This is a genomic window from uncultured Anaerovibrio sp., assembly GCF_947302755.1.
Taxonomy (GTDB): Bacteria; Bacillota; Negativicutes; order Selenomonadales; family Selenomonadaceae; genus Anaerovibrio.
In genome coordinates, this window is record NZ_CAMYWM010000028.1 from 1 (window position 1) to 24,465 (window position 24,465).

Here is a 24,465-nt window from a genome sequence, read left to right on the forward strand (position 1 = left end):
TAAAGCTTTTCTGAACCACGCGACTATCGCGTGGTTTTCTTTATACAAAAAAGGGCTGCCGCCTACGCAACAGCCCCGGTCAACCCCTTATTTACTTAGCTGAACCAAACCACTTCTCATAAATCTTATCATAGGTACCATTTTCCTTCAGCTTCTTCAACGCTGCATTGATTTTAGTCTGAAGCTCAGCATTATTCTTGTTGATGGCCATACCATAATCCTCAGAGGTCAGCAGCTCAGACAGAACCTTTACATTATCGTTCTTGGACTCAACAATGTATCTGTCATTAACCGGCTTGTCATTGATAACTGCATCTACGCCCTTGGCATTCAGCTCAATGAAGGTATCGGCAGAGGAGTTAAGCTCCTTAACCTCAGCACTGCCCAGCTTCTTGGCCTCGGTAGCAGAGGTAGTACCGATCTGAACGGCTATCTTCTTGCCCTTCAGGTCCTGGAAGCCCTTGATGGCATCATTATTCTTGGCCACCATGATGGACAGACCAGATTTATAATAAGGATCAGAGAAGAGAACCTTCTGCTTACGCTCATCATTAATGGTCATACCGGAAATAATAACGTCGATATTGCCAGCCTCCAGGGATGGAATCAGCCCATCGAAGGCCACATTGTTAATCTCAACCTTGTAGCCCATTTCCTCGCCAACAGCCCGAATCAAATCCATATCGAAGCCCTCATAGGCATTAGGATTAGCACCCTGAAACTCGAAAGGCGCAAAATCGGCATTGGTGCCAACCTTCAAAACCTTTTCCCCATCAGCAGCCTTTTTATCACTGCCGCAGCCTGCCACCATAGCCATTACAGCCATCAGGGCAGCCATGCACAACACCATAATCTTCTTTGACATGTTCAATTTTCCTCCCTTATGATACATAAACCATTTATGTGCAAGAGAAGCCCGGAGCAAAACACTTCCGGGCTTCTTCGCCATAACTAATTCAGTTAAACAATTAACCGTTTCTCTTTGCCTGGAAGCAATCACGGCAATATACAGGACGGTCGTTCTTAGGCTCGAATGGAACCTCAGTCTCCTTGCCGCACTCAGCGCATACTACAGTAAACATCTGACGCTGCTCCCTGCCACCTTCGCCATCACGGCTGCGACGTCTCTTGTCGCGGCAATCACGGCAGCGTACAGGCTTGTTCTCAAAGCCCTTCTCTGCATAAAATTCCTGTTCTCCTGCGCTAAAGATGAACTCCTTGCCACAGTCCTTACACGTTAAAGTCTCGTCTACAAAAGCCATTAAAAAATCCCCCATAATTCTGATTTGACATCCCACTGTACACTTACTAATCTTACCTACTTACAGGTGGTCAAAGAGACATCCTTACCCGTCAAGTATATATGTAAAAATAAAAAAAAGCAAGCTAAACTTTACAATACAGGTCCCAAATCTGCCTAATTTTATTCTCTATATCCGTCATATATGCCTTATTGTCCATCAGACGTGACAAACGTAAATCTTTGGGCAAATTCCTGTGCAATTCATTTAATTTTTCCACCTGCCGTCCCAGCTGAACCGCCTTGCTGACATAGGTCCGCTTGCCATCGCTGACCAGCTCCGGCAGGCCGGCAGCTGTAAGGATGGTTTCCCCATATCTGGAGCCGTGGCTGCAGCCTTTAAGGCTAATCACCGGCACCCCCATATACAGGGCGTCGCAGGTGGTCAGGCCGCCGCAGTACGGCGAAGTATCCAGGGCAATATCTATATCACGGTACTGCAGCAGATAATCCTGACTAAAGGGCCTGAGCTCCAGCAGCTTCGGATTGCCGCCGATGCGCCTGAACCGATTCCGGATGATTTTCTGTCCCGACTCAACACTGCAGGTTTTGCATTTGATTACCAGCTTTGACGGCAGTGCCTCCAATATATTCCGCCACATGAGCAGCATTTCGTCCGTCACCTTGGCAAAATTATTGAAGCTTCCGTAGGTCACATATCCGTTTTTCCCGGCAGGGGTATCCTCCCCCTCCGCCTTCATACTGCGCAGCATATCAGGGGAAAAGCACAGATGGCAGCCCTCCAGCTTCAGCAGCTTTTCGGTAAATTTAAGCTGGTCCCCCACATCGGGACAGCAGATATTATCCGTCAGGAAATAATCCACAGCCCCCAGGCCGGTGGTATTAACGTAGCCTATGCCCGATATCTGAACCGGTGCCGGCCGGTATCCCAGGACAGGCAGGCAATTATTCTGACTGTGGCCGGACAAATCCACCAAAATATCAATCCGGTCATCAAAAATCTGCCGGGCCACACTCAGGGTATTTTTGCCGTACATATCCCGCCACACATCCGGCAGCTTCTTGAAGCGCTGGGTAATATGGTCCCCCTTGCCGGTAAAATACGCGTATATTTTATAGCCATCCCGGCTAAAATCCCGCAGCAGGGGCGTAAAAAAATAGGCAGCGGCATGCTGACGAAAATCCGGGGAAATAAAGCCTATTCTGATGGAATGCGGCTTCCGCCTTTTTTCCTTATCATGGGGAAAGGTCATTTCCGGTCTCAGCAGGTGGCCAAACTGCTGATGCTGTTCAAACTGCCGTACACTGCCACTTTCCCGATAGTTAGTCAAAAACAGGGCTTTGCTGTGATACATGGCCTTTTTATCAATATCCGAAACGATACGGCTGGCCTTAAAGGTGGCTTCCGCCGCCTTATCACCGTATCCGGCCAACAGACAGGTATCAGCATAAAAGGCATAGCCCCGCTCCATAATTTTGTGGCTTATGTCCCCCCAGGCTCCGGTTCCAAGCTTGGCATTGAAGCGTCTAAACAGCTGCTCATAGGCATCCATAGCCTTATCCAGCATGAACTGAGCCCCATAATAGGCGGCCGTGGCAAACAGCCCCCTAAGACTTGCATGGGACGCGCTTTTCTGGGAGTCGAGGTGCCACAAGTGATTCAGTGCATCCTCGGCTGTTTCCATATCATTAAGATAAACCGAAGCCTCGGCCACCAACGCCCAGCCCTCAGGATTATTTATATTGTCCTCCAGTATTTCCCGGCCACTGGCCCGCATATTGGAAAAATCCCCATCCTCCAAAAACCGCTCCGCCTGTCCGGACCAGGAACCATTCTTTTCCTCGATGCTCAATTTCCACACCATCCAACCATGATATTACACATGTATATATTCGCCAAAAAACACTAAAATCCTCTATACCTCAATCTATCTCCGGATGCAATTCACTGCCATATTCCTGCAAAAATATTTTTTGATACACCTTATAGGCCGGGTCCAGGGCCTTCTCCTTTGGGCAATGAATGCACCAGGAATACGGCTCCTGACGGGGCACCACCACCCGATAGCCCCGGCGTTTAAGCTCCATGCATTGGGCAATCTCATAAAAATGCCATCCCGTAAACAGGTCCTCCCGCCAGGGTATATCCACCTGGGTGGCCACAAGGAGACCATCCACGGCCTCCACCTCCACATACGGCCCGTCAATATCCAGGCACAGGCTGTCCACCACACTTTCTGCCTCACAGGCATGCAGAACCCGGCCCACAGTCCGCATTCCATCCCACCAGATACCGGTTTTGGGCAGGCTTCTGGCTCCAATAACCCCAAGGGCCCCAATGGTTTTGTCCTGAAAAACAGCCAACAGCTCCTTAATAAAATCCCTGTGGCCTATAAAAGCATCCTGATGGATATAAACCTTGTATCGGGCATCGGTCTGCTTCATGCCCCAATTGTAGCCGGCGCACATGGAGGCCGCTCCCCGCACCGGGATTAGCTCCACCTGCATCCCCTCCGGCACCGCCAGATGATTAATAAACAGCTGGCATTCCTCATACCATTCTTCCTTGTTCACACAGGTAATAAAGGCAATCTTCCTGTCCGGGGATACCTCCCCAGGAGGGAGGCTCCCCTTTTGCAGCTCCTCACCAGGCTGAGCCAGAGCGGGCTCCGGGCTGTAGGGCCAAGCCAAAGCCTTAAGGAAGGTCCTTCCCCAATCCTCATGCCCCAACCGATTTAACTCATTAATAAAATGAGCAAGAAATTCCTCCTGCCGGATAATGGTCTGCCTGACAAAATCCGCCACATATTCAGGGAACATCATGGCCTCTTCAAAGAGACGCCACAGCTGCTTCACATTTTCCGCCACATTGATACCATATTCTGTCCGCCGCAGTCTGTTTACCAGCTCCCGGCGGATTTCCCGGGTATAAAGCTGCTTAAGAGCCATTACCTCAGCAATGGATTTGGTGGCCTGAACCATCCAGGTCTTAACAGACAAATCATTGAAGGAATTATCAAAGCCCATGGCCTCCAGCTGCTGAATAAATGCCCCATCCTGCCGGGCCCCCTCTACCGGCAGGAAATAAGTATCCTTGAAGAAGGAGGCCCCCAGCAGGGACATCATTTCATTGCGGGTAAATACATGGGTGCAGACATGATAAAAATGACCATTCATCATATCCCGGATATTACGCCAATAGCGGACATTGGTAAAGGTGGTGAGCAAAAAGCCGGTGCCCTTCAGATATGAGCCCAGACCTGAGGCAATATCCTGGGGATTCCAGGCCTCCAAAAACAGCTCCTCCCCCATGATAATATCAAATGACTCCTCCGGCAGAGGCAGCTTTTCCGCCAGGTAGTTTACAGTAAGCCAATGTATATCCATTGTCCTGTATTGCTCGTCATGGGGCAAGGCTTCATCCGCCGCCACCACAAAAAGCTCCGCATTTCCCATCAGGGAGCGCAGGGAAGGGATATATTCCACATTCTCCAGCAGCAAAACCCGAAGCTTTTCCTCTGTTTTATGTATGTACTGTAGTAAACAAAGCTCCTTGTCATCCGTCATATCTTCTACCTGCTGTTACACATCCTGCATCAGCTGCCGATAAAGGCCTTCCACCTGAATTGCATATTCCTGCTCATCCATCAGCGGGGATTTTTTCACCATTTCCCGCAGATGAAGGCGCAAATCACACAATATATCAGGATTATTTCCTAATGTTGCCGCAACATATACGTAGTCATCAGCATTATCCACAGCCATATCCTCCAGCCCCACATTCATGAGCATACTGTAGCCGAACCGCTGCCCCCGGCTATTGCCGTAGCGGCTCACCACCGGCACCCCCATGTACATGGCCTCAAAGGTTGTCATTCCCCCGGTATATGGGAAGGTATCCAGGGCAATATCCATATCGCCATACTGCCGCAGATAATCCCGGCTGAAGGGGCGCAGCTCCACCCTGTTGGACGGAATTCCCCATTTCTCCAGCCGCTTCAGGGTATACGCCCTGCCGCTTTCATTATCGAACAGCTTATGCTTCAACAACAATTTACTGTTGGGTACCTGGGCCAAAATTCTGCCCCAAAGTCCCAGCATTTCATCTGTTACCTTGCTGAAATTATTAAAGCAGCCAAAGGTAATAAAGCCCCTGTCCTTCCACGGAGCCTCCGTAACCTCCGGCATTTTGTTAAACAAATGGAAACAGAAATGGCTGCCCTTTACCGCCAGCAGCTGCTCCACATAGGCCGCCTGCCGGCGGTCCGGGGTACAATATTCATCTCCCAGAACATAATCCACTGCCTTCATACCGGTACTGCCCACCCAGCCAAGGGCCGACAGCTGAATTTTGGCCGGCCGGTAAGCCAGCACCGGCAGCATATTGCTGCTGGTATGACCGCCTAAATCCACTAAAATATCGATTTCGTCAATATTTATCTGGCGGGCAATCTTATCATGGCTCCAGCCATAAACCTGGCGATAAACATCGGCCTTGTCCCGAAAGGCCTTGGTCACAAAATCCTCCTCCCGGTTTCCCCCATAACAGAATATCTGGAACTCCTTGGCGTTGGCCTTGTCCAACAAGGGCCACAGCAGGGCTGATACCGGATGCTCCTTAAAATCGCTGGAAAGGTAGCCAATGCGGATACGGCTGTGGCGATACCTGCGGGGAGGATACACCTCCACCTGCCCTTCGGCCAGCAGGGACTCATAGCCTGAGTACAGCTTCTGCCAAAAAGCCTGATCTGTATTGGGCAGGGCAGCAGCGGCGAAAATGGCATTGCTGTATTCCACCAGCCGTTGGGCCCAACCCGTCTCGGCCTCCACCGACTGCATAAAGCTCTTTACCGACTTATCCGCCTGGCCAATGGTATTGTACGCCTGGCCCAGCATACTATAAACATTGCCCCTTAGCTCCGGTTCGTCAGCGCAATCCTCCTCCCGCAGCTCCTCCAAAATCGCCAATTCCCCCAGTACATCCCCCAGGGACCGCTTAATATAGGCCCCCAGCAGCCGGGCCTTGGACACCTGGCTTCCCCCGGCCTCCAGCAAAATCGGCATCAGGCTGTCAGCCCTCTGGAATTGCCCTGTTTTCCACAAATCATGGATTTTTATATAGTTTTTCCAACATTCATTACTCATGTTTGCCATATGCTCACCCACAAAATGAAACCTTGTTCAGATGAAGCTTGGTCGGCTACAGGGAGGCCACCAATTGCTGACAGGCCTCTGCCACACGCCGCTCCATAGCCTCCGCCTTTTCCCTGTTATCAGCACTGATACTAATATAAATTTTCAGCTTTGGCTCAGTGCCGCTGGGCCGTACCACAAAGGAGCTGTTGTGCTCCAGCTTAATCTTTAACACATCGGACTTGGGCAGACCGTTGAACCCTGCACTGTAATCCTCCACCTGAAGGACCTTGCCTTCCCCAAAGGAGCTGCCCACGGAAATATGCTTCCTGATATGATCCATAATTTTCTTCATATGGGCCATCCCCGTCGGCCCATCAAATTTATAGCTATGAAGGGTATTCAGGGAATAGCCGTATTTTTCATACAGCTCATTCAGCTTATCCAACAGGGAGATGCCCTGACTTCTGTAGAAGCAGAGCATCTCGCAAATCATATAGGCCCCATCCACGCCATCCTTATCCCGGACATATCCCCCGGTAAGATATCCATAGCTTTCCTCAAAGCCAAATACATAGCGGTGTTCCTCGCCACGGCTCTCCAAAATTCCTATCTGCTCGCCAATAAATTTAAATCCAGTTAAAACATTTATAGTTTCCAAACCGTAATTTTCAGCAATTCTATCCGCCATATCAATGGTAACAATCGTCTTTAAAAGAAGCGGCCCTTCCGGCATGGTACCGTGCTTTACCCGTTGGGCGCAAATATAATCCAACAACAGGAGGCCCACCTCATTGCCGCTGAGAAGCTGATAATCCCCTGCCCGGTCCCTTACAGCAATACCTACCCGGTCACAGTCCGGGTCCGTAGCCAGCATCAAATCCGCCCCTGTCTTCCGGCAATACTCAATACCTAAAGCCAAGGCCTCCTTGATTTCCGGATTGGGATATGGACAGGTTGGGAAATTACCATCCGCCATTTTCTGCTCCTCCACCAGGGTAATATTGGTATAGCCCTCCTCCTTGAGAATACGGGTCACTGGCTCCAGGCCCGTGCCATTCAAAGGGGAATAGACAATGGATACATTTTTGTCTATGGCGTCACCATAGAGAACAGACTGATTCTTTACCTCCCCCAGGAAGCTGTCAAAAACCGCCTCATCTATATAAGTAATTTTCCGTGACGCCAAACCGCTGTCAAAGGGCTCACCATGTACCCCGTCGAAAATATCCACAGCTTCAATGGCCTCCAGAATTTCAGCCGCTGCCCCGGTGGTTATCTGACAGCCATCATGGCCGTAAACCTTGTAGCCGTTGTACTGGGAAGGGTTGTGAGAGGCGGTTATCATGACCCCTGCACTGGCTCCCAAATACCTTACAGCATAAGATACAGTAGGCACCGGAAGAAGCCGGTTCCAGATAAATACCTTTACCCCATTGGCCGCAAAAACCCCGGCTGCCACCTTGGCAAACAGGTCAGAATTAATGCGGGAATCATAACCAATGACCACGCTGGCCTCATTGCCGTACTCTTTACGCAAATAAGCTGCCAATCCCTGACTCGCCTTGGAAACAGTATGAATGTTCATGCGGTTGGTGCCTGCACCGATTATTCCCCGAAGTCCCCCTGTGCCAAAGGCCAGATTCTTGTAGAAGCTGTCCTCAATCTGGGATTCATCATAGCCCTTCAGCTCACTCTGTAAGCTCTCGTCAGCCCTTTCCAGCCAACGCTCAAATTCTCTTTTATAATCAATACCAGCTGTCATTTTACTATATTCCTGCCTTTATTTTACACTTTATTCGTCAAAATTTCACATTTACATGATACACCAGGTCAGGCCATTGGTAAACTACATTGTCCCAATTCCTGCCAAACGTGGGATAGTCATAGGCTGTCATTTCCCTTCGACCAAATCATGTATCATTTCCTCCAACAGGCTTTCCTGGTAAAGAACCTTGCTGCGCCGCTTCATCTCTTGGACCAAGGCTTCCAATTGGGGATGCACGGCCGATGGTAATTTTTTCAGCCGCCCCGGGGGCAAATCGAGCACCGCCCCCTGATAATCCTCCACCGACATATGCCACAGCTCCACATTATCATAACGGGACAAAATGTGCTGGGCTATGCCGATTCCCTCCGGATCCAAATCCCCGGCATAAAAAATTTTCCCGCCATTTTTGTGCAGGCGATCCAAAATAGCCCAGGAGGCCGCCTTAAGCTGACCGTGGAGGGCAATAAGGGGAATAGGCCGGCCACAGGCCGTTACCGCATCCAGCAGGGCCGAAAACACCCCGGAATTTTCCACAATATAGACAGGCACCTTCCGGCCCGCCACCGGCTCTATTTTATGGGCTAAAATAATTTCCCGCAGGGGAATATTCAGCGGTGAGCCGGACAGGGCACTGAACCGCCAATAGGCAATTTCCTCCCCAGCTTCCCTGTAGGCCGCCAGGCCGTACACCGTGGCAAAATTCAATATATCATCCCGAATAATATGGTATTGATACAACAGGCTGGTTCGTTCATCAGCCGCCACCGGCACCGGTGAGCCGCCCAAAAAGGCCAGGGCCTGCAGCAGCAGACGGCCGGCGGGCTGGTCAAAATCAAAGGCGTGGGGATTGCCGGCAGCCCGGTTGGCAAACACCGGCAATCGCAGATACCCATGGGGAACCAGGTCAAGCCCCCTTGCCACATCGTTAAGCAGCTCCACATTATAATATAAATCCCGCTGGGACAGCCGCAGCTCACCGCAGTTCAGGGCCTGCAGCCAGTCCGCCGCCAGCCCCGCTGGATGGTCCGCCAGAAGCCGGTCCAGGATGCGCTGTCGCCGGCTTTGCTGCTGCTGCCGCTCCTCCTGCTTGCTTACAAAATTATTGGGCAGCAGGGATAATATAAAAGCCTGACAAGGAATGGCCTCAAACCGAGTTTTGGCCCATGCCCCGGAAAATTCCCGAAAGGACACCTTGGGCTGCCCCTTAAGGTCCCGCCGCAAAAAGGCTCCCAAATCCCGCTGTTCCTCCTCCGATAAAGGCTTTAGGCTGACTGCGCCGCCAAAATGCCCCAGGCTGCGATATTTGCGGCCAAACTCCCTGACCAGCCGCAGGAGCACCGGATGAGCCGCAAAATATTTAGCCGCCTCTGCCTGCAGTCCCTTATCCATGCTCCGGTTCCTCCACCATGACCTCCTTGGCGGTGCCGTTCCAATGATAGCCCAGCACCGATACATAATTGGCATTGAGGGGACGAAGCAATTCATATATATTCAGGCTGGGTACCACATCATAATCCCCCCATATGGCCTGGGAATTCATAATGTAATTAAAGCCCATCTGCTCCACCAATCTGAACATATCCCGCATATTTTGCTCATCCACCCCGGCAAAGGCCTCATCCAAAGTAATGAGCCGCGGTGCATCACTGCCTGCATCCAAATAACGGGAATAGGCTGCCGAAAACAGGGGCACATACATGGCCATAGCCTTTTCACCGCCACTGAACCGGAAGAAGGCTTTATCTGTAAGCTCACGCCGCTTTATCTGCTCCCCCTTGTCATAGTACAGCCGAAATCTGAACCACTTACGATAATCCAGCTGTTCCCTGACAGAGGCCTGGAAGGCATCCGCATCCTTTTCCATAATTTCCGCCGTCTCCCGGGCCCTTCTGATACGGGAGGAAAAATGCTGCTCCAGCCGCTGCATATCCTCCTCCTTCATCAGCTCCGGATCACTGTGAAGAAGCTCCACCAGCTCGGCGGTATCCATTTCATCATCATCGTCACCAATCAGCGGCTTCCATTCCAGTCTGAACCGCAACGCGCTGGAGGTCTCGCTTTTGGTCATGAGATTATTCATTTTCTTTATCCAGTCCTCGGCACCATATATTTTCTCACTGATGGTGCGGCCGATGCTATTGAGAATTATCTCCTGATAAATCTGCTTGTCCTGCTCCGACAGCAGGTTTTCCTGCTCCAGCAAATGCTCCTTCAGCTGGTCCAGCTGCTCATAGGGACTGAGCCCTCTTCCGCCGATGTCGGTAACTGCCAGCTGCCGCACGGCATAATCCCGCAGGGCCTCCCAGCGGGGCAAAAATTGCTCCTCCTCGGGGGACAGGGAAATGAAGTCCCCCACCTCGTCCATGGACTCCCGCAGGGAAAACCGGTACTCGGCGATTTCATCCCGATGCTTCGCATACTGATTTTCCACCTGCTGGGCCAGGGAATGGAGGCTCTTTGTCTCCCGGCTTTTCTGACGTTCCTGGATGATTTTCTGCAAAGCCTTCTTATCCCCGGCAAAAAAGCCCCGTTGCAGCTCAGCCTGCAGCAGCCCCTTCCACTTGTCCCGCAGCAGGCCGTACACCGTCTGATGCCTGGTCAAAATACTTAAATCCGCAGTAAGGGTGGCTTTATTGCGCTCATTTTCCCCCACCAACCTGGAGACCCTCATCAGCTCCTGAGGTATTTCATTTAAGCGGGAAATAACCGCACTTATTCGGGCCTCAACCGCCGCAGCATCCATATCCTCCAGCTGTCTGGTCAGGGCCTCAATGGTTTTCTTCAGCTGCGAAATAGTGTTTTCCTGCTTCTGCAGCTCTCCCTTCAGCATATCCACCTCGCCGCTGATATATTCCACATCCTGCCTGTGCTGGCCTGCCAGCTCGGCGGTATGGGCATAATCCGCCTGGAGCAGAGTCAGCCGGTTGTATTCCTCCCCGTATTCATTCATCAGGGACAGGGCCTCCTCATAGGCCTGGGCCGAAAAGCCCAAAGTGGTTTCTCCCCGCATTTCCGTAATATCCAGCCGCTGCCGCCTCAGCTCCAGGGTAAGCTTTTTTTGCTGCTCATCCCTTTCCTGCAGGCGAAGCCGCTGCTGATCTACTTCATTGGCCTTGCCCCTGGCTTTGTCATAAATCAGCTGAGCCCCCTGGTGGGAGGGGAATTCCTCCTTGGCCCGAGCCAATTCCTCATTCCTCGTCAGCAGCTCCTGCTCCTGAGCCTGGTGCCGGGTCAGCTGGTCAGTCAGGCCGGCAATTTCCTGCTCCTTGGCCGCAATTTGCTGACGACGGTGGTTCTCCCGGGCCTGTCGGCCGATAAATAAAGCCTCCGGCCGTTCCGCTGCCCGTCCCGCAATACTGCCCAGACAATAGCCCCCCTCTTCAATATTCAGGGAGGTACCGCCAGGAGACGGATAAAGATTATCATCCACCACAATGCTGGCCAAAATATCGGCAATACGGGCCGCAGAAATACCGCTTTCACCCGGAACCGGCTCCAAATAATTTATCAGAGAATCCGCCAGCATCACCACATCACCGCTAAACAGTACATTGCCCCGCATAGTCTCCGGCAGCTTACCGGCCATCTCATTGCTTTCCAAAATAATGGCATTCAGCAGACCAGCCTCCAGCAGGGCCGATTCCAGACGCTCCCGGACCTGGGCCGGTACATTGGGCCGAAATTCCGTGGCCTCGTATAGGGGCAAAAAGGCAATATGATGCTGCTCCAGGGAAGCCCGGGCCTGTTTATAGGCCTCTCCCAGCTCCGGCTCAGCCTCCTTCTCCTCCCGAAGGTGCTGCAATTCTTCCTGCTCTATGGTCAGCTGCTCCCGGACCTGCTGAATGACGGCCCTTACCTGGCCTATGGCTCCATCCAGCTCCCGCTGATGGTGGCTGACTACTTCACTTAAATGCTGCTCCACCTCCAGCCATTGACTGGAGGAATACAGCTCACGCAAGCAGCCCACCAATTGGTTTTCCTGGTCCCCGGTGAAGGAAACCACCCTCTGCCAGCTGGTTTTCCACTCATAAAAGGCCTTAATGATATTTTCCCGTTCCCGCTCCAGTTCCTCCATTAACTGCTGATATTCATAAGAATATTGGTCCAGACGGCGATTTTCCTCCCCCAGCTCCTGTTCATTTTGCTGAACCCGCTGCTGAAGATTATCATAGGCTATGAACCGTTTATGCAGCTGCTGCAGGGCCTTGATGTGATTTTGCCGCTCATTGCGCCACAGCATAAAATGACCGGCCACATCCCCGTCATTTAGCTTAAAGCTCTGGCTGAGGGCCATATGAGCCGAAAAATCCGCCTCCTGGGCCAGATTGCCTAAATCCTCCAAAACCTCAGCAACCTGCTTTTCCACCTCATAGAGCTTATATTCCTCAGCCTTAACCTGCTCCGAGAGGTCCAGCTCCCGCCGGCGCTTATCGGACAGCAGTCCCTCCCGCTGCCGGCAATCCCTTTCCTCCCGCTCCAGGGTCAGCTGGGTTTCCTTCTTCTTCTCCGCCGCCTTGTAGGCCTCATTTTCCTGCAAATCGGCCTGCTCCTGCCGCAGGGCCCGTTCCTCCACAGCCAATTCCTGTTGTTTGCTGCGGGCCTCTTCGGCCTGTTGGGCAGCCTGGGCCAGCAGATCCCTTTGCTGCTGCTCCTTTTTGGCCAGATTATTCAGTATATCATCGCACTTGGCGACTCCCATGGCCCGTTCCGCCAATACCGCCGTATTGTAGGCTGTATAGGCAGTACAAATCGCCTGAAAAGCCCCCTGCTCCCGTTTCAGCTGCTCGATGGCCAGCCGGGTCTTTTCCATATTTTCCAGAGTTTCCGCCAATGGACGTAAATCATCGTCAGACAGGGTCGGCAGGGACCCATTGAGGATTTCGTATATCACACTGGGCTTAAAGTCCCGGGATAATTTAGGACTGCGCAGCTGAATCAACAGCTTCATCAGCTCCTCATATTTTTGAATATCCTTGTAGCCAAAAATATATTGATTTACCATGGCCATATATTCCCGCTGTTCCGTGGTCACCCGTCCATCCTGGCCGATGACATTTTCCAATTCCCGTTTCGTCAGGGGCAGCTTTTGCTCCTGGCCATTTTCCGGATTTTTGCTGACGTGATACAGCTGAATATCATGACCTATACGGCGGCCATTTTGCAATATAAAGCCCCAAAAATCCACCTTGGAGGAGCCACGGCGGGCATGTAGGCCGATACCGGTGGTAATATACTGGTCGCTGTTTTCCCGTTTGTATTCCAAAAACAGATAGCCGGTACGTTCATCGTAATCGCTTATTTCCTTTTCCCCCAACAGATAATCATCCATGGTACGGGACTTGGAGCCAAAGCTGTCCAGCCTATCCGCCCGCTTTATCCCATCCAGTAGAACAGTCACCAGACTTTGCATGGTAACGGATTTGCCGGAGCCATTACTGCCCCGCAGCAGCAGCCGGCCATCGGCAAAATAAAATTCCACCTCATCGTAATACCAATAATTTAATATACCGGCTCTATGAGCCTGCCATCTGTTATCACTCATTGTTCATCCCCCGATTTGGCCCTTTTCCTGCCCTTTTCTGCAACATAATCCCCAGGATATACCCCTTCATGGCGAAACAGGGCGGACTGCAGCGTAACAAGATCATCCTCATCAAGCTTCACCATGCCCCAGGCCGTCATTTCCTCCAACAATTTTTCCGACAGTCGTTTCAGGCTCATTTCCCGATATTCCTTGGTCCAGCCGGCCTTTGTAGCCTTCGCCAGCTCCGCCAAATGCCCCTGCCACTGATTAATGGTCATGGGCTGGCTGACCAGCTCAGAGGGACACCCACGAAAATAATGGGCCGCATGCAAAATAATATCGTGAATTCCCCGAAAGCGTACGGGAAAAACGTCGGAAAACCAGGCAGACTGCTCATGGGACACTGCCAAAGCCCCATTTTGGTACAGCTCCAAATGAAGGCCAAACCAATCCTCAATAATTTCCTCCAGCCGCCCCCGGCGATTGCGCAAATAGGCGAACTCAGCCTCATATTCCTCCTGGCGGTAAAATATCGGCTTCAGCAGCAGCTCCCGATAAATCCGATTGCGGCGATGCCGGAGGGACCTGGCCTCCTCATTGGCATCCGTAACATAATCCGCCTCCAGCAAATCCGCCCAGGAAGCATACTCAGATAACTCCCGGGGAAAGGACCGCAAAAAATAGCGGGCCAGGGTGGTTACCTCGTATAACGCCTCCCCGGCAATGGCCCCGTCATCATTAAAGCCCTGATTGACAAAGCCGGAGCTTTCATCGTCCACAATATTTATGATCCCCTCCTCGGCCAGATAATTCAGCACCCGGATAAGGGATTTACGCCAATTATAGGATTCCCAATTTAGACGGGCGGTATGGGCATCCTCGGGATAATAGGCCAGCAGGGCCTCAGCCAAATCCCCCAGCAGAAATTGCCCACCGGCTTCATACTCCTCCAAAAAGGCCATAACACAGGCCAAAAGCACATAATCCTCAATGGCCTGCATGGCCTTTAGCCCCATAAAGCCCCAGGGGTTGGCAGGAATTTTTTCCAGCTTATAAAAATGGGCCGTCACCAGCAATGGCCAACCACATTTTTCACGAAAAAATTGCCGTAGCGGCTTCTCGTTACGGCGTATTAATAAATATTCATCCGGCATGTCCCGACGGGCAACCCAGCGATTTTCCAATAAAATACGGGCTGCCTGGCGCAGCTCCTCCTGCTCACTAATCTCTGCCATAGCTCATTGCAGTCCTTTCCTGATACGAAACCTCATTGCCGGCATGGAAAAATCCCCATCCTCGCAATGAATTACGATGGAAGCAGGATTTTGTTTATCATAAATCAGCTCAACCAAGGTGCCCAGCTCCGTGCGAACCGGATTTCTGTGCAGTGCCTTGGCCACCCAGCCCAGGAGAATCTGCCTTACCTCCCGGCTCAGCACCGGCAAAGCTGCAAAATCAATGACCCCATCAGAGGCCAGGTCATTTATGGTATCCACCAATTTTTTCTGCTCCGCCAGATAAGCCTCCCGCACCGCATTTTTAACCTGCCCATGGTCCTGAATAGGCACCTGACGCTGACGCTCACGATAGGTACTCACCCGGGGCTTGAGCTCAAGGCGGGTTGGCGTCTCCTCCTCAATATGACTGTTCATGTCCTCCATTTCCCGGCTTTCCGCATAAAAATGGCGTCCACCGGTGGGCCCAAACACAATGGCACTTAGCCTGTCGGCCTCCTCCTTGGTATCCACCTGAGAAAACCAGTGGGCCAAGTGCAGGTACTCCGCCTTGCGGCTGCGGGAAACCTGCCGTTGCTCCGCCAATCGCTGGGCAAATTTAGTAATCCGGCGAATGGTGTCCACCGTTTCCTTGGACAGCACCGACAGCTCGCTTTCCCGGTAATTGGTGCCCATAAACCATTCCCGCATAACCAAAAAGCTTTCCTGAAAATCCTCAAAATATTCCTGGGGCCCCTTTTCCTCCCCCAAACGGGGTATGGACAGCTGGTAATCCGTCAACCGCTGAAACAGACCGGCCTCCAATTTCGGATTACTGCCCTTAAACAAATTCTCCATCTTCTGGGCTGAACGCTGCAGGCCAATAACGAAATTCTGCAAATATTGGGTAAAACGATCCTTATACACAATAAAGGCAGTGGTCTGCATCCGCTCCTCCACCTTGGTGCTTTTTAAATGGGCCAAATAATCGGAGGAATTTTCCACCAATGTATGAAAATAATGCTGCAAATCCTCCCAAAGCTGATGCAGCTCCTCATCAGATACCGCCGCTTCCGGTGCCAAAAACTCCCGCAAAGCCCGCAAAATACGGTCAAACTGAGTGGTCTCCAGGGAACCGCTAAATTCCTCCCCAATGGTTTTAAGCTTTTCCACCATGCGCTCTATCTCAACGGTATAGGGCGTACACTGATAGCGATATCGTTTCTTCTTGAAATCCACTATGGATTTGGCCCGGCTGGTTTCCTGATGGGGAATAAGGTTTTTCCAGCCAACCAGTGTGGTCAAATCCTGCTCCAGCTGCTCAAAGGAATACTCCCGAAAATTGGGATCCCGCTTTAACTCATGAAAAATATCCTCGGGATAAACATAGGTCTGCATATGCTCGTGACGCTTAAAGCAAAAATGCAAAATTGAGCGGTAACGCCAGGTATTTTCCGTATTAAGATAGCTTATTTCGGAAATTCGCCGAAAATCCTGCTCCTCCAACTATGCTCCCCCCATCACCTTATGGTAAATATCGGACTGTGGTACCCAGTCCGACCGCTATTATCATTATACAACAGCGTATATCGTGAATACAATGTTATCCGGGGCAGACAAATAAAATTATGGCTCCCTGCCACGCCGGATATAGTCAAATAACATGAGTGCCTGTCCATAGGGAGCTTTGCCCCAGATAAATTCAGCCAGCTTAACCCATTGATGTTTGTCCCAGCTCTGCCTGAGCTGCCTCCAGGGCCTTGGCAATGGTCACATCCATATCATAATAGGCATAGGTGCCCAGACGGCCGCCGAATATTACATTATTGAGCCTGGCCGCCTCTTCCCTGTAACGGGCGTATAATGCACTGTTCTTCTCATCATTTACAGGATAATAGGGCTCGTCCCCCCTTTTCCACTCGGAGGAATACTCCCGGGAAATAACAGTTTTCGGCAAAGCATTGCCATGTTCGTCCCTGCCAAACTCAAACCACTTATGCTCAATAATTCTGGTCCAGGGAGTCTCCCGGTCAGTGTAATTCACCGCCGCATTCCCCTGAAAGCTTGGCTTGTCCAGCAGCTCATTTTCAAAGCGCACACTGCGGTATTCCAAGGTGCCCAGCTTATAATCGAAAAATTCGTCTATTGACCCTGTGTAAACAATCCTTTCCGCCACCTGCCCGTACTCGGAGGAATGCTTCAGATAATCCACCCCCAAACGAACCTCAATCCCCTCAAGGAGCTTTTCTATAAGCCTGGTGTAGCCCCCCATGGGAATTCCCTGATAAAGGGCATTGAAATAATTATTGTCATAGGTGTAGCGCACCGGAAGACGCTTAATTATAAAGGCCGGCAAATCCCTGCAATCCCTGCCCCATTGCTTTTCCGTGTAGCCCTTGATAAGTCTTTCAAAAATATCCCGGCCCACCAGGGAAATAGCCTGCTCCTCCAGATTTTTAGGCTCACCCTTTATCTCCTGACGCTGCTCTGCAATTTTTGCCGCCGCCTCCTCAGGGGTCACCACCCCCCACATTTTATTGAAGGTATACATATTAAAGGGCAGAGAATAAATCTCCCCCTTGTAGTTGGCCACCGGCGAATTGGTGAAGCGGTTAAACTCCCCAAATTTAGTTATATATTGCCACACCTTTTTATCATTGGTGTGGAAAATATGGGCACCGTACTTATGGACATTGATGCCCTCCACCCTTTCGGTGTAAACATTGCCCCCAATGTGATCCCGCCGATCGATAACCAATACCCTTTTCCCCGCATCCTTGGCCTGCTGGGCAAACACCGCCCCAAAAAGGCCAGAGCCTACTATTAAATAATCGTATTTCATAAATTTTTCCCCTTAAAATTTAATCAACTATCCAACTCTCAGCCATTCTAAATGCTTGACACATCTTTTCTATTGCATTTCGACTCAATCCATTTTTTTAGCTAATTCGCGCCAATTTTCTTTAACTACCCTAAACATATCAGCAACAATTATCTTTGCTTCAGACAATAGATTATCATTCTTCGTATAGCACAACTCCGTCCCTATTTATCGACTCCCGCAATTCCTCATTACAAGGCTCATCCAAGTCCACTACATCAAACATCAACAACGTAGGAACTATTTCAGATTCATCCACGTCCAGAGTAAAGCGGACTCTATCTCCGCCGGATATGGCCAAATCAATATCGCTGCGTTCCCAATTATCACCCCGGGCGCGGCTGCCAAATAATATCACCTTTTTAACTCCATATTTCCTGGCAAGCTCTATGATTTTATCTATAACCTTTTCGGGCAAATTCATTGCCGGCACCTCACAACCAATTATCAATCAACTCTTTACGCAGTTTATCAAACATAGCGATAAATTTATCCTGGGTGTCTTTAATAATGGACAGGGCAATTTCATCGCTATAGGAATGCACCACATTATTTCGTGCCCTTAACGCCGCACGCCAAAGCTCTTCATCATCAATCATTTCAGCCTGAAAGGCAAGCTTAATTATGGCATTTGGTGAACCTAATTTCCGTTCTCCATAACCATTAAATTCCAACCGCTCCTTCATAGCCTTCCATGCCTGTTCAAAACAAATCTCGAACAAAGACACCATTCCGGCCTCAGTAATGGCATCATAGGGTGGTGTTTTTCCTTCAATTGTTTTTAAATTATCCAATGCTTTAAGGAAATTACAAACTTTTTTATGAATATCTGGTTGCAAATCAACCATTTGCTTTTCTTCAAACATATATTTTCCCTTTCATCCAGTTCACTATGCAATGTCTAGCTCTATTATACCTGGATCTTTATTTCAATTATACCGATTTATGGAAATAATATAGCTTACGGCCCATTTTGCCAAAGAAATCAGCAACTAAAATCTCAAAAATAACTCTATTTTATCCTAATAAAGCGACAAGACTTTTTCAAGGGACTTTTATGATGATATGCGACTTTTTAAAACGACTTTTAGTGTATCCATGCTGGGCGCACCACGAACAGCGGAGGGCGTAGATGCCCCCCGCTGTTTCAATGAGTCCTGATTAGGCCTTGGCCGGTTATTTACCCAAAAATCTCCCATATTCTTCCCTACAGAAGACATGGCGATAACCAGCGGAATAACCGCCTTTTTCACCTTTCCCTACAGACAGCTTAAAACCGGATTTGCCTTCAAACAGCATTACACAGTCGGAACCACCGAATAAGAAATAGCCCAGCTCGTCCCCCTTGTTCACTTTTGTCCCAGGCTTTATCGTTTCAATAAAATTAACACTGGAAACCTGCCCCATCCCCACTGGAATAACGGCCACCATGCCATATGCTGTCCTTATAAGAACACAGCCTCTTGTCTCCACACTTTGCCATGAAAGGGAATTTGATTCCAAAACATACAGCTCTTTATTCTTGTCCCAATAAACAATTCCTCCAACCGCATTGGCGTAAGGAATTTTATATACTGCTTCAACGACTCCGGACACAGGGAAATGATATCTGTGATAATCATCATAATTTAGATACGTATGTGTCAATATTCCGTTGTGAAATAATTTCGCGTACTCAGCTCCCGGCTCCCCCAGCAGCTGCTCAACAGATACAAAGGTGGAATCCTTAATTATTACACCGTCTTCCCTTTTAATAGGATCGGCATAGAAGCTTCCGGATTCATCGATATTCCACACGCCCTGGGGAAGGGAATCCGCAGGTGAAACCACAACCCTCTCGTCGTCAGGTGCAGCAATCGGACGGGCATTTCCATTTGACAGCTTTCTGGAGAAAAATTCGTTGAATGAATGCCAGTTATCCGGTGATTCATACCAACCCTTATCAAGATTCCAGGATGGATCCCGAAGAAGCATATCCAAATATTCCTGTTTCCACGATGCTTCTGAATCCAGGAAATCACGCCATGTATTGTTGTACTCTGTCAACCACGTATATAGCGGTTCAAGGTACTCTACAGACGGATAGAACAGCTCTTTGTCCTTAAGCTCTTCCAGGGGTTGATCCAAAAGCCAGTACACATAGAGAATGCTCTGATCACATTTTGTGGAAAAGCTTCCATATCGTTCCTCCGGCATGATATTCCAAGGCATACAGGTTACTGTATAGTCCAGGAAGCCATAGAGCTCATCCAAAGATTGCACTGGATTGGTTTTCCTGTCCGGATTGATAATTGATGCCTGTTTAATAGACTTTTCCACCAATATTTGTATATCAGGATGGTTAATCATTACCTCCCTGAAGCTTGTGGAAGCTTTTGGCCGCCCTACAGCCGTTGAAATGCCTGATGGCTGTTCAGCTTGTGCAGCTATAGCCTCGCCTATCCACAGCGTACTCATTGCCAGCAATAAAGCACAAAGCCATATTGCCACAAAGTTTTTCCTTTTCATAAAAAAATCCTCCTTATATAAGCCCCACTGGTTATTCATGATACCTTGTCCTGTAAATTCTATCCTACCACAGCATAATCCTGCAAAAACAAGATATTTCTTTCCAGCTGCACCAAATTTCGGGCAAAAGAAAACTGCCGCACTCTTTTACAGCAGCACTAAGACTATTATAACGCAATTATTAAATTCTTTCTTTTTTAGACGAAAAAGCTTCCAATTAGCGTTTCCCTTTCAGGACTAGCTGCGCGTCGCACGAGGCGGTCAGTGTCAGCTACTCAGCTTCGACTATTGTCTTGCTTTGTAGGACACTTTCGCATGGGACGTATTAACAAAGCATCGTTGCTGCTTTGATATGTCCGCACTGAGAGATATGCTCGCCAGCTGTTGTAATTTGTTTCCCCCCACCTAAAGAGGTGGGGGACATCTTAAAGCTCGTTATAATAGCCACAGGGGCATGGGTTATGCATACATTGTTAATGATACAATCATTGAGGTCCTTGGAAGTGATTTACGGTTATAGCATTATAAAAACTTATATAAAAAAGGGTTTACTAAAAATGTGTAGAACTGTTACATAGGATTTGTTAGAAGATATTATCTTTGAACCTATATGTTTTATGTCCATGAAATGGAGGCTATTAGTATGAAAAAAGTAATCTCATTATTGTCTTTTATTGTGGTCATGTGCTTTGCAGCAGTTTCGTTCGCCAATTACCCATCACACCTAAATGGCGACAGTAATTTTATTTTGGTAGATGGCCATATGGGAGTCGCATGGTATGTTGATCGTTCATCATTGAATGTTCAGAAATACGCACCACCAGAATATATTATTGCAGTAAATGTTGTTTCTGCCGATAGTGTCGTTGGTGATGAACGGGATTTTTACTCAGGAGGTCAAGGTAAAATAACAGGTGTAAAGACATATAGGTTTTATTATAACTGGAATACAAAACGAATGTATCATGATAAGAATGGAACGTGGGATTATCTAGACCCTTGGGGCTCATGGGCAGATTCTGGAATTAGAATGCCCGCAGGCGAGATGGCCTTTTATTTGGCGTATAATCTGAAATTCTATGGTACGATGCAGAAATATAGCGAATACAGTAAGTCGTATTATGGACCATTTTCAGAAGACTTTTACAGGAATGCGCAATTATAGTATTGTAATTAGGAAGACCTGTTGGATTATTCCAGTAGGTCTTTCCTTAGAATGCATACTCTTCATTTTTGTTATACTTAATGTGTAAAGTGATTAGAAGAAGTATTCTGAATCTCAGCAGGATTTAGATTTATGCGGGTTGAGCAGCAATGGCTAATATTTATGTTGACGTCGATGCATGTCTGGCGGTTCGTCTGACAGAACAAGTCACTCAAAAATATAAGATACCTATAGCCCTTTTATAAGATTATTGCCATTGCTCAACACACTGAGACCGATGAACAGTTTGTTGTGTATCAGGCTATGTATGGTGATGAGGTGATTTATGCAAGACCGCTTGATATGTTTATGAGCGAAGTGGATCGGGAGAAATATCCTGATGTTCAGCAGGAGTATAGATTTGAACGGGTGGAGTAATATGGAATTACGATAATCATTACCATTGTGTTATGTGGCTCATTTTACCAGATACAATAACGACTACCCTGATACAAATAAAACACCCTTCAAATGCCATATATGGGCTTTGAGGGGCGTTTTGCGTATAGGGGCGGAGGTCTTAGAAGTAGTAAGAACTACGCTTGATTTGTGTGGTGCATACGGGATTAACGATTGGAAAAAGGGTTTTAGAAAATGGTGTAGAATTGCTTACATTATGGTGGGGGATTTATGAATAGAGAATTACCTAGACCAGAAGAAATATGGCGGCATTTTCAAAATAAGTTATATAGAACCCGAGTATGAGAAAATTGATAAATTTTAATTATAGGAAAAGTGCCTGACTGCCTTGTATTATAGGACTGTCAGCACTTTGAATTATAGTAGGGAGAATAGCGGAAATAATGGATAGAGATAAAGGAGATAGTTAGAAAAGAAACGCATACACTTTTAATAATTAACTGTCAAAAAAGGATTTATGTATGCTGATAAAGAATTAGAGTAAGCATGGTAATCGTTAATCACTATTTTGAATATGTGGAAGGGTGATTATATTATATGTCGAATACAACATTTTTTAATGGCGGTGTTGGAGATCCTGATTATGTGGAGGAAAAGGGCTCAATTGCTAAAGGATATAATGGTATAAGTCCAGGGACTGTTGAGTACAGTAAGGAAAAGATAGATGGATTATTAAAAATATATTTTGAGGAAACTGAAAAAAAACTAGACTATGCATCAAAAACCTTAAAACTATTTGATTTACCTAGTTCTACTTTAATACTTGTGTCTGGCCTAGTGTGTTTAGATGAGGATAGTCATTTTAGAAGTGTAAAAGCCAATATTTTTACACGAATTATTGAGTTAGACAAAGTAGTCATAACAATTGAAGAACATAAGGACTTCCTTATAGATGTACTCAATCATTTAAATATGGGAAAAAAAGCAGATGAAGTATCGATTCAATATGATAGATTGGTATCCTATTCCGAGAATATAAAAGATTTATTTGAAAAAAAATTGAGTGGTTCACTTGCGTCTTCAAATGAAGGAATAGTAAAAAGTGTTTTGAATATACCTTTGGATACTGCAAAAGGAATAGCGGACTATTTGCTTGTAGATCAGGAAAAAGAAGCTCATGAGGCTGCAATTTATGTAGCTACTATGCGATGTGGGCCTGTTCTTCAAAAAATAAAAAATAGAATTGAAAAATTGAAAAACCATCTTGCTAGGCTAAATGGTGATTATGAGGCTCAATGTGATGCAATAGAGAAGTTGTTTTTACAATATAAAATGGATAACAAGTGCCTGGTAAAAGAAATTGATAATAAAAGAAAAGAGTCTAGTCAGGCAAATAAATTTATAACAAATTTAGTGAATTCTGGGACTATTATAGAGGGGATTAATATTGCTGCCGGCAGTGGGGCAGTAGGTAGCGGGGCAATAGGAAGTGGAGCGGTTGCTGCTACTGGGGCTACAGCAGGATTGGCTTCTTTAGCAACACCTTTGTTTATTGTTTCATTAATAGTATTTGCTGGTATCAACTTGGATAAGCACAATAAAGAAAAGTATAAAGAAAAATATAATCTTTTTTACAGTGAAGTTTTGGAAAAATACCAGGTAAAAATAGATAGAGAGAAAGACTATATTAGACAATATATAAAAGAAATAAAAAATGCTAAGAAAATAAATGCTGTTTGCCTTGACGAACTCAATAAGGCATTGAATGATGAAATCCAAAAGTATGCTCAATATAATACTATTTATACAATGATTAGGAGGCTTTGATACAAATGGAGGTTGATGAGTTTAGAAGTATTCGACAAAAAGGAACAGATGTCAATAAACAAGTGGTAAATGATATAGATGATGGTTTGATTAGAATTAACAGATTGTTAAGATTTGCTGAAAATACGCCAGAATATCTTATGGAGTTAGATAGAAGCTTTGAGGAAAAAACATCATTAAACGGACATGAGTTCATGATAATGATTGTAGTAGTAGGGTTACAACTTTTGCGACAGCATTTGTTGACTTTTTTCCCAGAGAGGGTTGATGATCAGACAGCTGCAAAAGAAGTCGGTAAAGGAAAAGAACACTCTGATAGGCATCATAGATATTATAATCCTTCATTAGAAGAAATAATTACTAATCCTGTACCATTCGATGCAAATATTGGTGCAGATGGTAGACTGTCTGGCGGAGGAAGTTTAGGACACAGATCAAAAACCTTGGGGCATGACCCGCTTTTAGGTTTAATATTTGGAACCGCCAATATTGCAACGTCAACATTAACAACGAATGATTTTATCTCTTATCATATAAAAACAGCGGATAAAAGGGATATATTTGCAGAAAATGCATCTACTGTATTGGTTTTAACAAACACTGCAAGTAAACTATTGGATGGCCCCGAAGGAATAAAAAAAGTAGGATGTTCATTTTTAAAAGAAATAATACATTTAAATTCTGATATGTACAGTACGAATGGATTACCACTTCCTGTAATAAGTTCATTTGATCCTCAATTGGCATCTAAATTGGCAGAGTATGGATTGGATTTTGGCACT

The 24,465-nt window shown here is 47.6% G+C and carries 18 protein-coding genes; 4 read left to right on the forward strand and 14 right to left on the reverse strand.

All coding sequences use genetic code 11. From position 1 onward, the window contains the following. Window positions 1-91: 91 nt before the first annotated feature. From Q0Y54_RS04505 to Q0Y54_RS04570, 14 genes are all read right to left on the reverse strand, one after another. Window positions 92-865, reverse strand: a complete 774-nt coding sequence (locus Q0Y54_RS04505; RefSeq protein ID WP_297964721.1) for a basic amino acid ABC transporter substrate-binding protein — start codon at window positions 863-865, stop codon at window positions 92-94. Window positions 866-968: 103 nt separating this feature from the next. Further along, complete coding sequence (locus Q0Y54_RS04510) at window positions 969-1,262, reverse strand: zinc-ribbon domain containing protein (RefSeq protein ID WP_297964723.1); 294 nt, start codon at window positions 1,260-1,262, stop codon at window positions 969-971. Between the two features lie 124 nt (window positions 1,263-1,386). Further along, entirely contained in the window at window positions 1,387-3,126 is a 1,740-nt protein-coding gene (locus Q0Y54_RS04515; RefSeq protein ID WP_297964725.1) for a hypothetical protein, read from the reverse strand. Window positions 3,127-3,184: 58 nt separating this feature from the next. Continuing rightward, window positions 3,185-4,828 (reverse strand): glycosyltransferase family protein, encoded by a 1,644-nt coding sequence (locus Q0Y54_RS12630; RefSeq protein ID WP_366072277.1) that lies wholly within the window; start codon window positions 4,826-4,828, stop codon window positions 3,185-3,187. A gap of 15 nt (window positions 4,829-4,843) precedes the next feature. Next, window positions 4,844-6,406, reverse strand: a complete 1,563-nt coding sequence (locus Q0Y54_RS04525) for a hypothetical protein (protein WP_297964727.1) — start codon at window positions 6,404-6,406, stop codon at window positions 4,844-4,846. Window positions 6,407-6,461: 55 nt separating this feature from the next. Beyond that, the gene (locus tag Q0Y54_RS04530; protein ID WP_297964729.1) at window positions 6,462-8,159 is read right to left on the reverse strand and encodes a phospho-sugar mutase; all 1,698 of its coding nucleotides are present in this window, start codon (window positions 8,157-8,159) and stop codon (window positions 6,462-6,464) included. Window positions 8,160-8,288: 129 nt separating this feature from the next. Then, entirely contained in the window at window positions 8,289-9,554 is a 1,266-nt protein-coding gene (locus Q0Y54_RS04535; RefSeq protein WP_297964731.1) for a TIGR02679 family protein, read from the reverse strand. Beyond that, window positions 9,547-13,707, reverse strand: a complete 4,161-nt coding sequence (locus Q0Y54_RS04540) for a TIGR02680 family protein (protein ID WP_297964734.1) — start codon at window positions 13,705-13,707, stop codon at window positions 9,547-9,549. The genes Q0Y54_RS04535 and Q0Y54_RS04540 overlap by 8 nt, the downstream gene beginning before the upstream one ends. Further along, window positions 13,704-14,924 carry a TIGR02678 family protein gene (locus Q0Y54_RS04545; RefSeq protein WP_297964736.1) on the reverse strand — a complete coding sequence of 407 codons (1,221 nt, stop codon included), beginning with the start codon at window positions 14,922-14,924 and terminating at the stop codon, window positions 13,704-13,706. Before Q0Y54_RS04545 ends, Q0Y54_RS04540 begins: the two co-directional genes overlap by 4 nt. A 3-nt stretch (window positions 14,925-14,927) precedes the next feature. Continuing rightward, complete coding sequence (locus tag Q0Y54_RS04550) at window positions 14,928-16,409, reverse strand: TIGR02677 family protein (protein WP_297964738.1); 1,482 nt, start codon at window positions 16,407-16,409, stop codon at window positions 14,928-14,930. A gap of 205 nt (window positions 16,410-16,614) precedes the next feature. Next, window positions 16,615-17,745, reverse strand: coding sequence for a UDP-galactopyranose mutase (gene glf, locus Q0Y54_RS04555; RefSeq protein ID WP_297964740.1), 1,131 nt, complete (start codon window positions 17,743-17,745; stop codon window positions 16,615-16,617). 175 nt (window positions 17,746-17,920) lie between these two features. Continuing rightward, complete coding sequence (locus Q0Y54_RS04560) at window positions 17,921-18,208, reverse strand: nucleotidyltransferase family protein (protein WP_297964742.1); 288 nt, start codon at window positions 18,206-18,208, stop codon at window positions 17,921-17,923. Window positions 18,209-18,218: 10 nt separating this feature from the next. Further along, the gene (locus tag Q0Y54_RS04565) at window positions 18,219-18,650 is read right to left on the reverse strand and encodes an HI0074 family nucleotidyltransferase substrate-binding subunit (protein WP_297964744.1); all 432 of its coding nucleotides are present in this window, start codon (window positions 18,648-18,650) and stop codon (window positions 18,219-18,221) included. A 310-nt stretch (window positions 18,651-18,960) separates the two neighbouring features. Then, window positions 18,961-20,292, reverse strand: a complete 1,332-nt coding sequence (locus Q0Y54_RS04570) for a phosphatidylserine decarboxylase (RefSeq protein ID WP_297964746.1) — start codon at window positions 20,290-20,292, stop codon at window positions 18,961-18,963. 643 nt (window positions 20,293-20,935) lie between these two features. On the opposite strand from Q0Y54_RS04570, the gene Q0Y54_RS04575 reads away from it, so the two are divergent. From Q0Y54_RS04575 to Q0Y54_RS04590, 4 genes are all read left to right on the forward strand, one after another. Then, entirely contained in the window at window positions 20,936-21,457 is a 522-nt protein-coding gene (locus tag Q0Y54_RS04575; protein ID WP_297964748.1) for a hypothetical protein, read from the forward strand. A gap of 246 nt (window positions 21,458-21,703) precedes the next feature. Continuing rightward, entirely contained in the window at window positions 21,704-21,874 is a 171-nt protein-coding gene (locus Q0Y54_RS04580; RefSeq protein ID WP_297964756.1) for a DUF1653 domain-containing protein, read from the forward strand. Window positions 21,875-22,453: 579 nt separating this feature from the next. Then, window positions 22,454-23,683, forward strand: coding sequence for a hypothetical protein (locus Q0Y54_RS04585; RefSeq protein WP_297964750.1), 1,230 nt, complete (start codon window positions 22,454-22,456; stop codon window positions 23,681-23,683). Window positions 23,684-23,688: 5 nt separating this feature from the next. Next, window positions 23,689-24,465: hypothetical protein (locus Q0Y54_RS04590; RefSeq protein ID WP_297964752.1), on the forward strand; the 777-nt coding region annotated here is incomplete at its 3' end.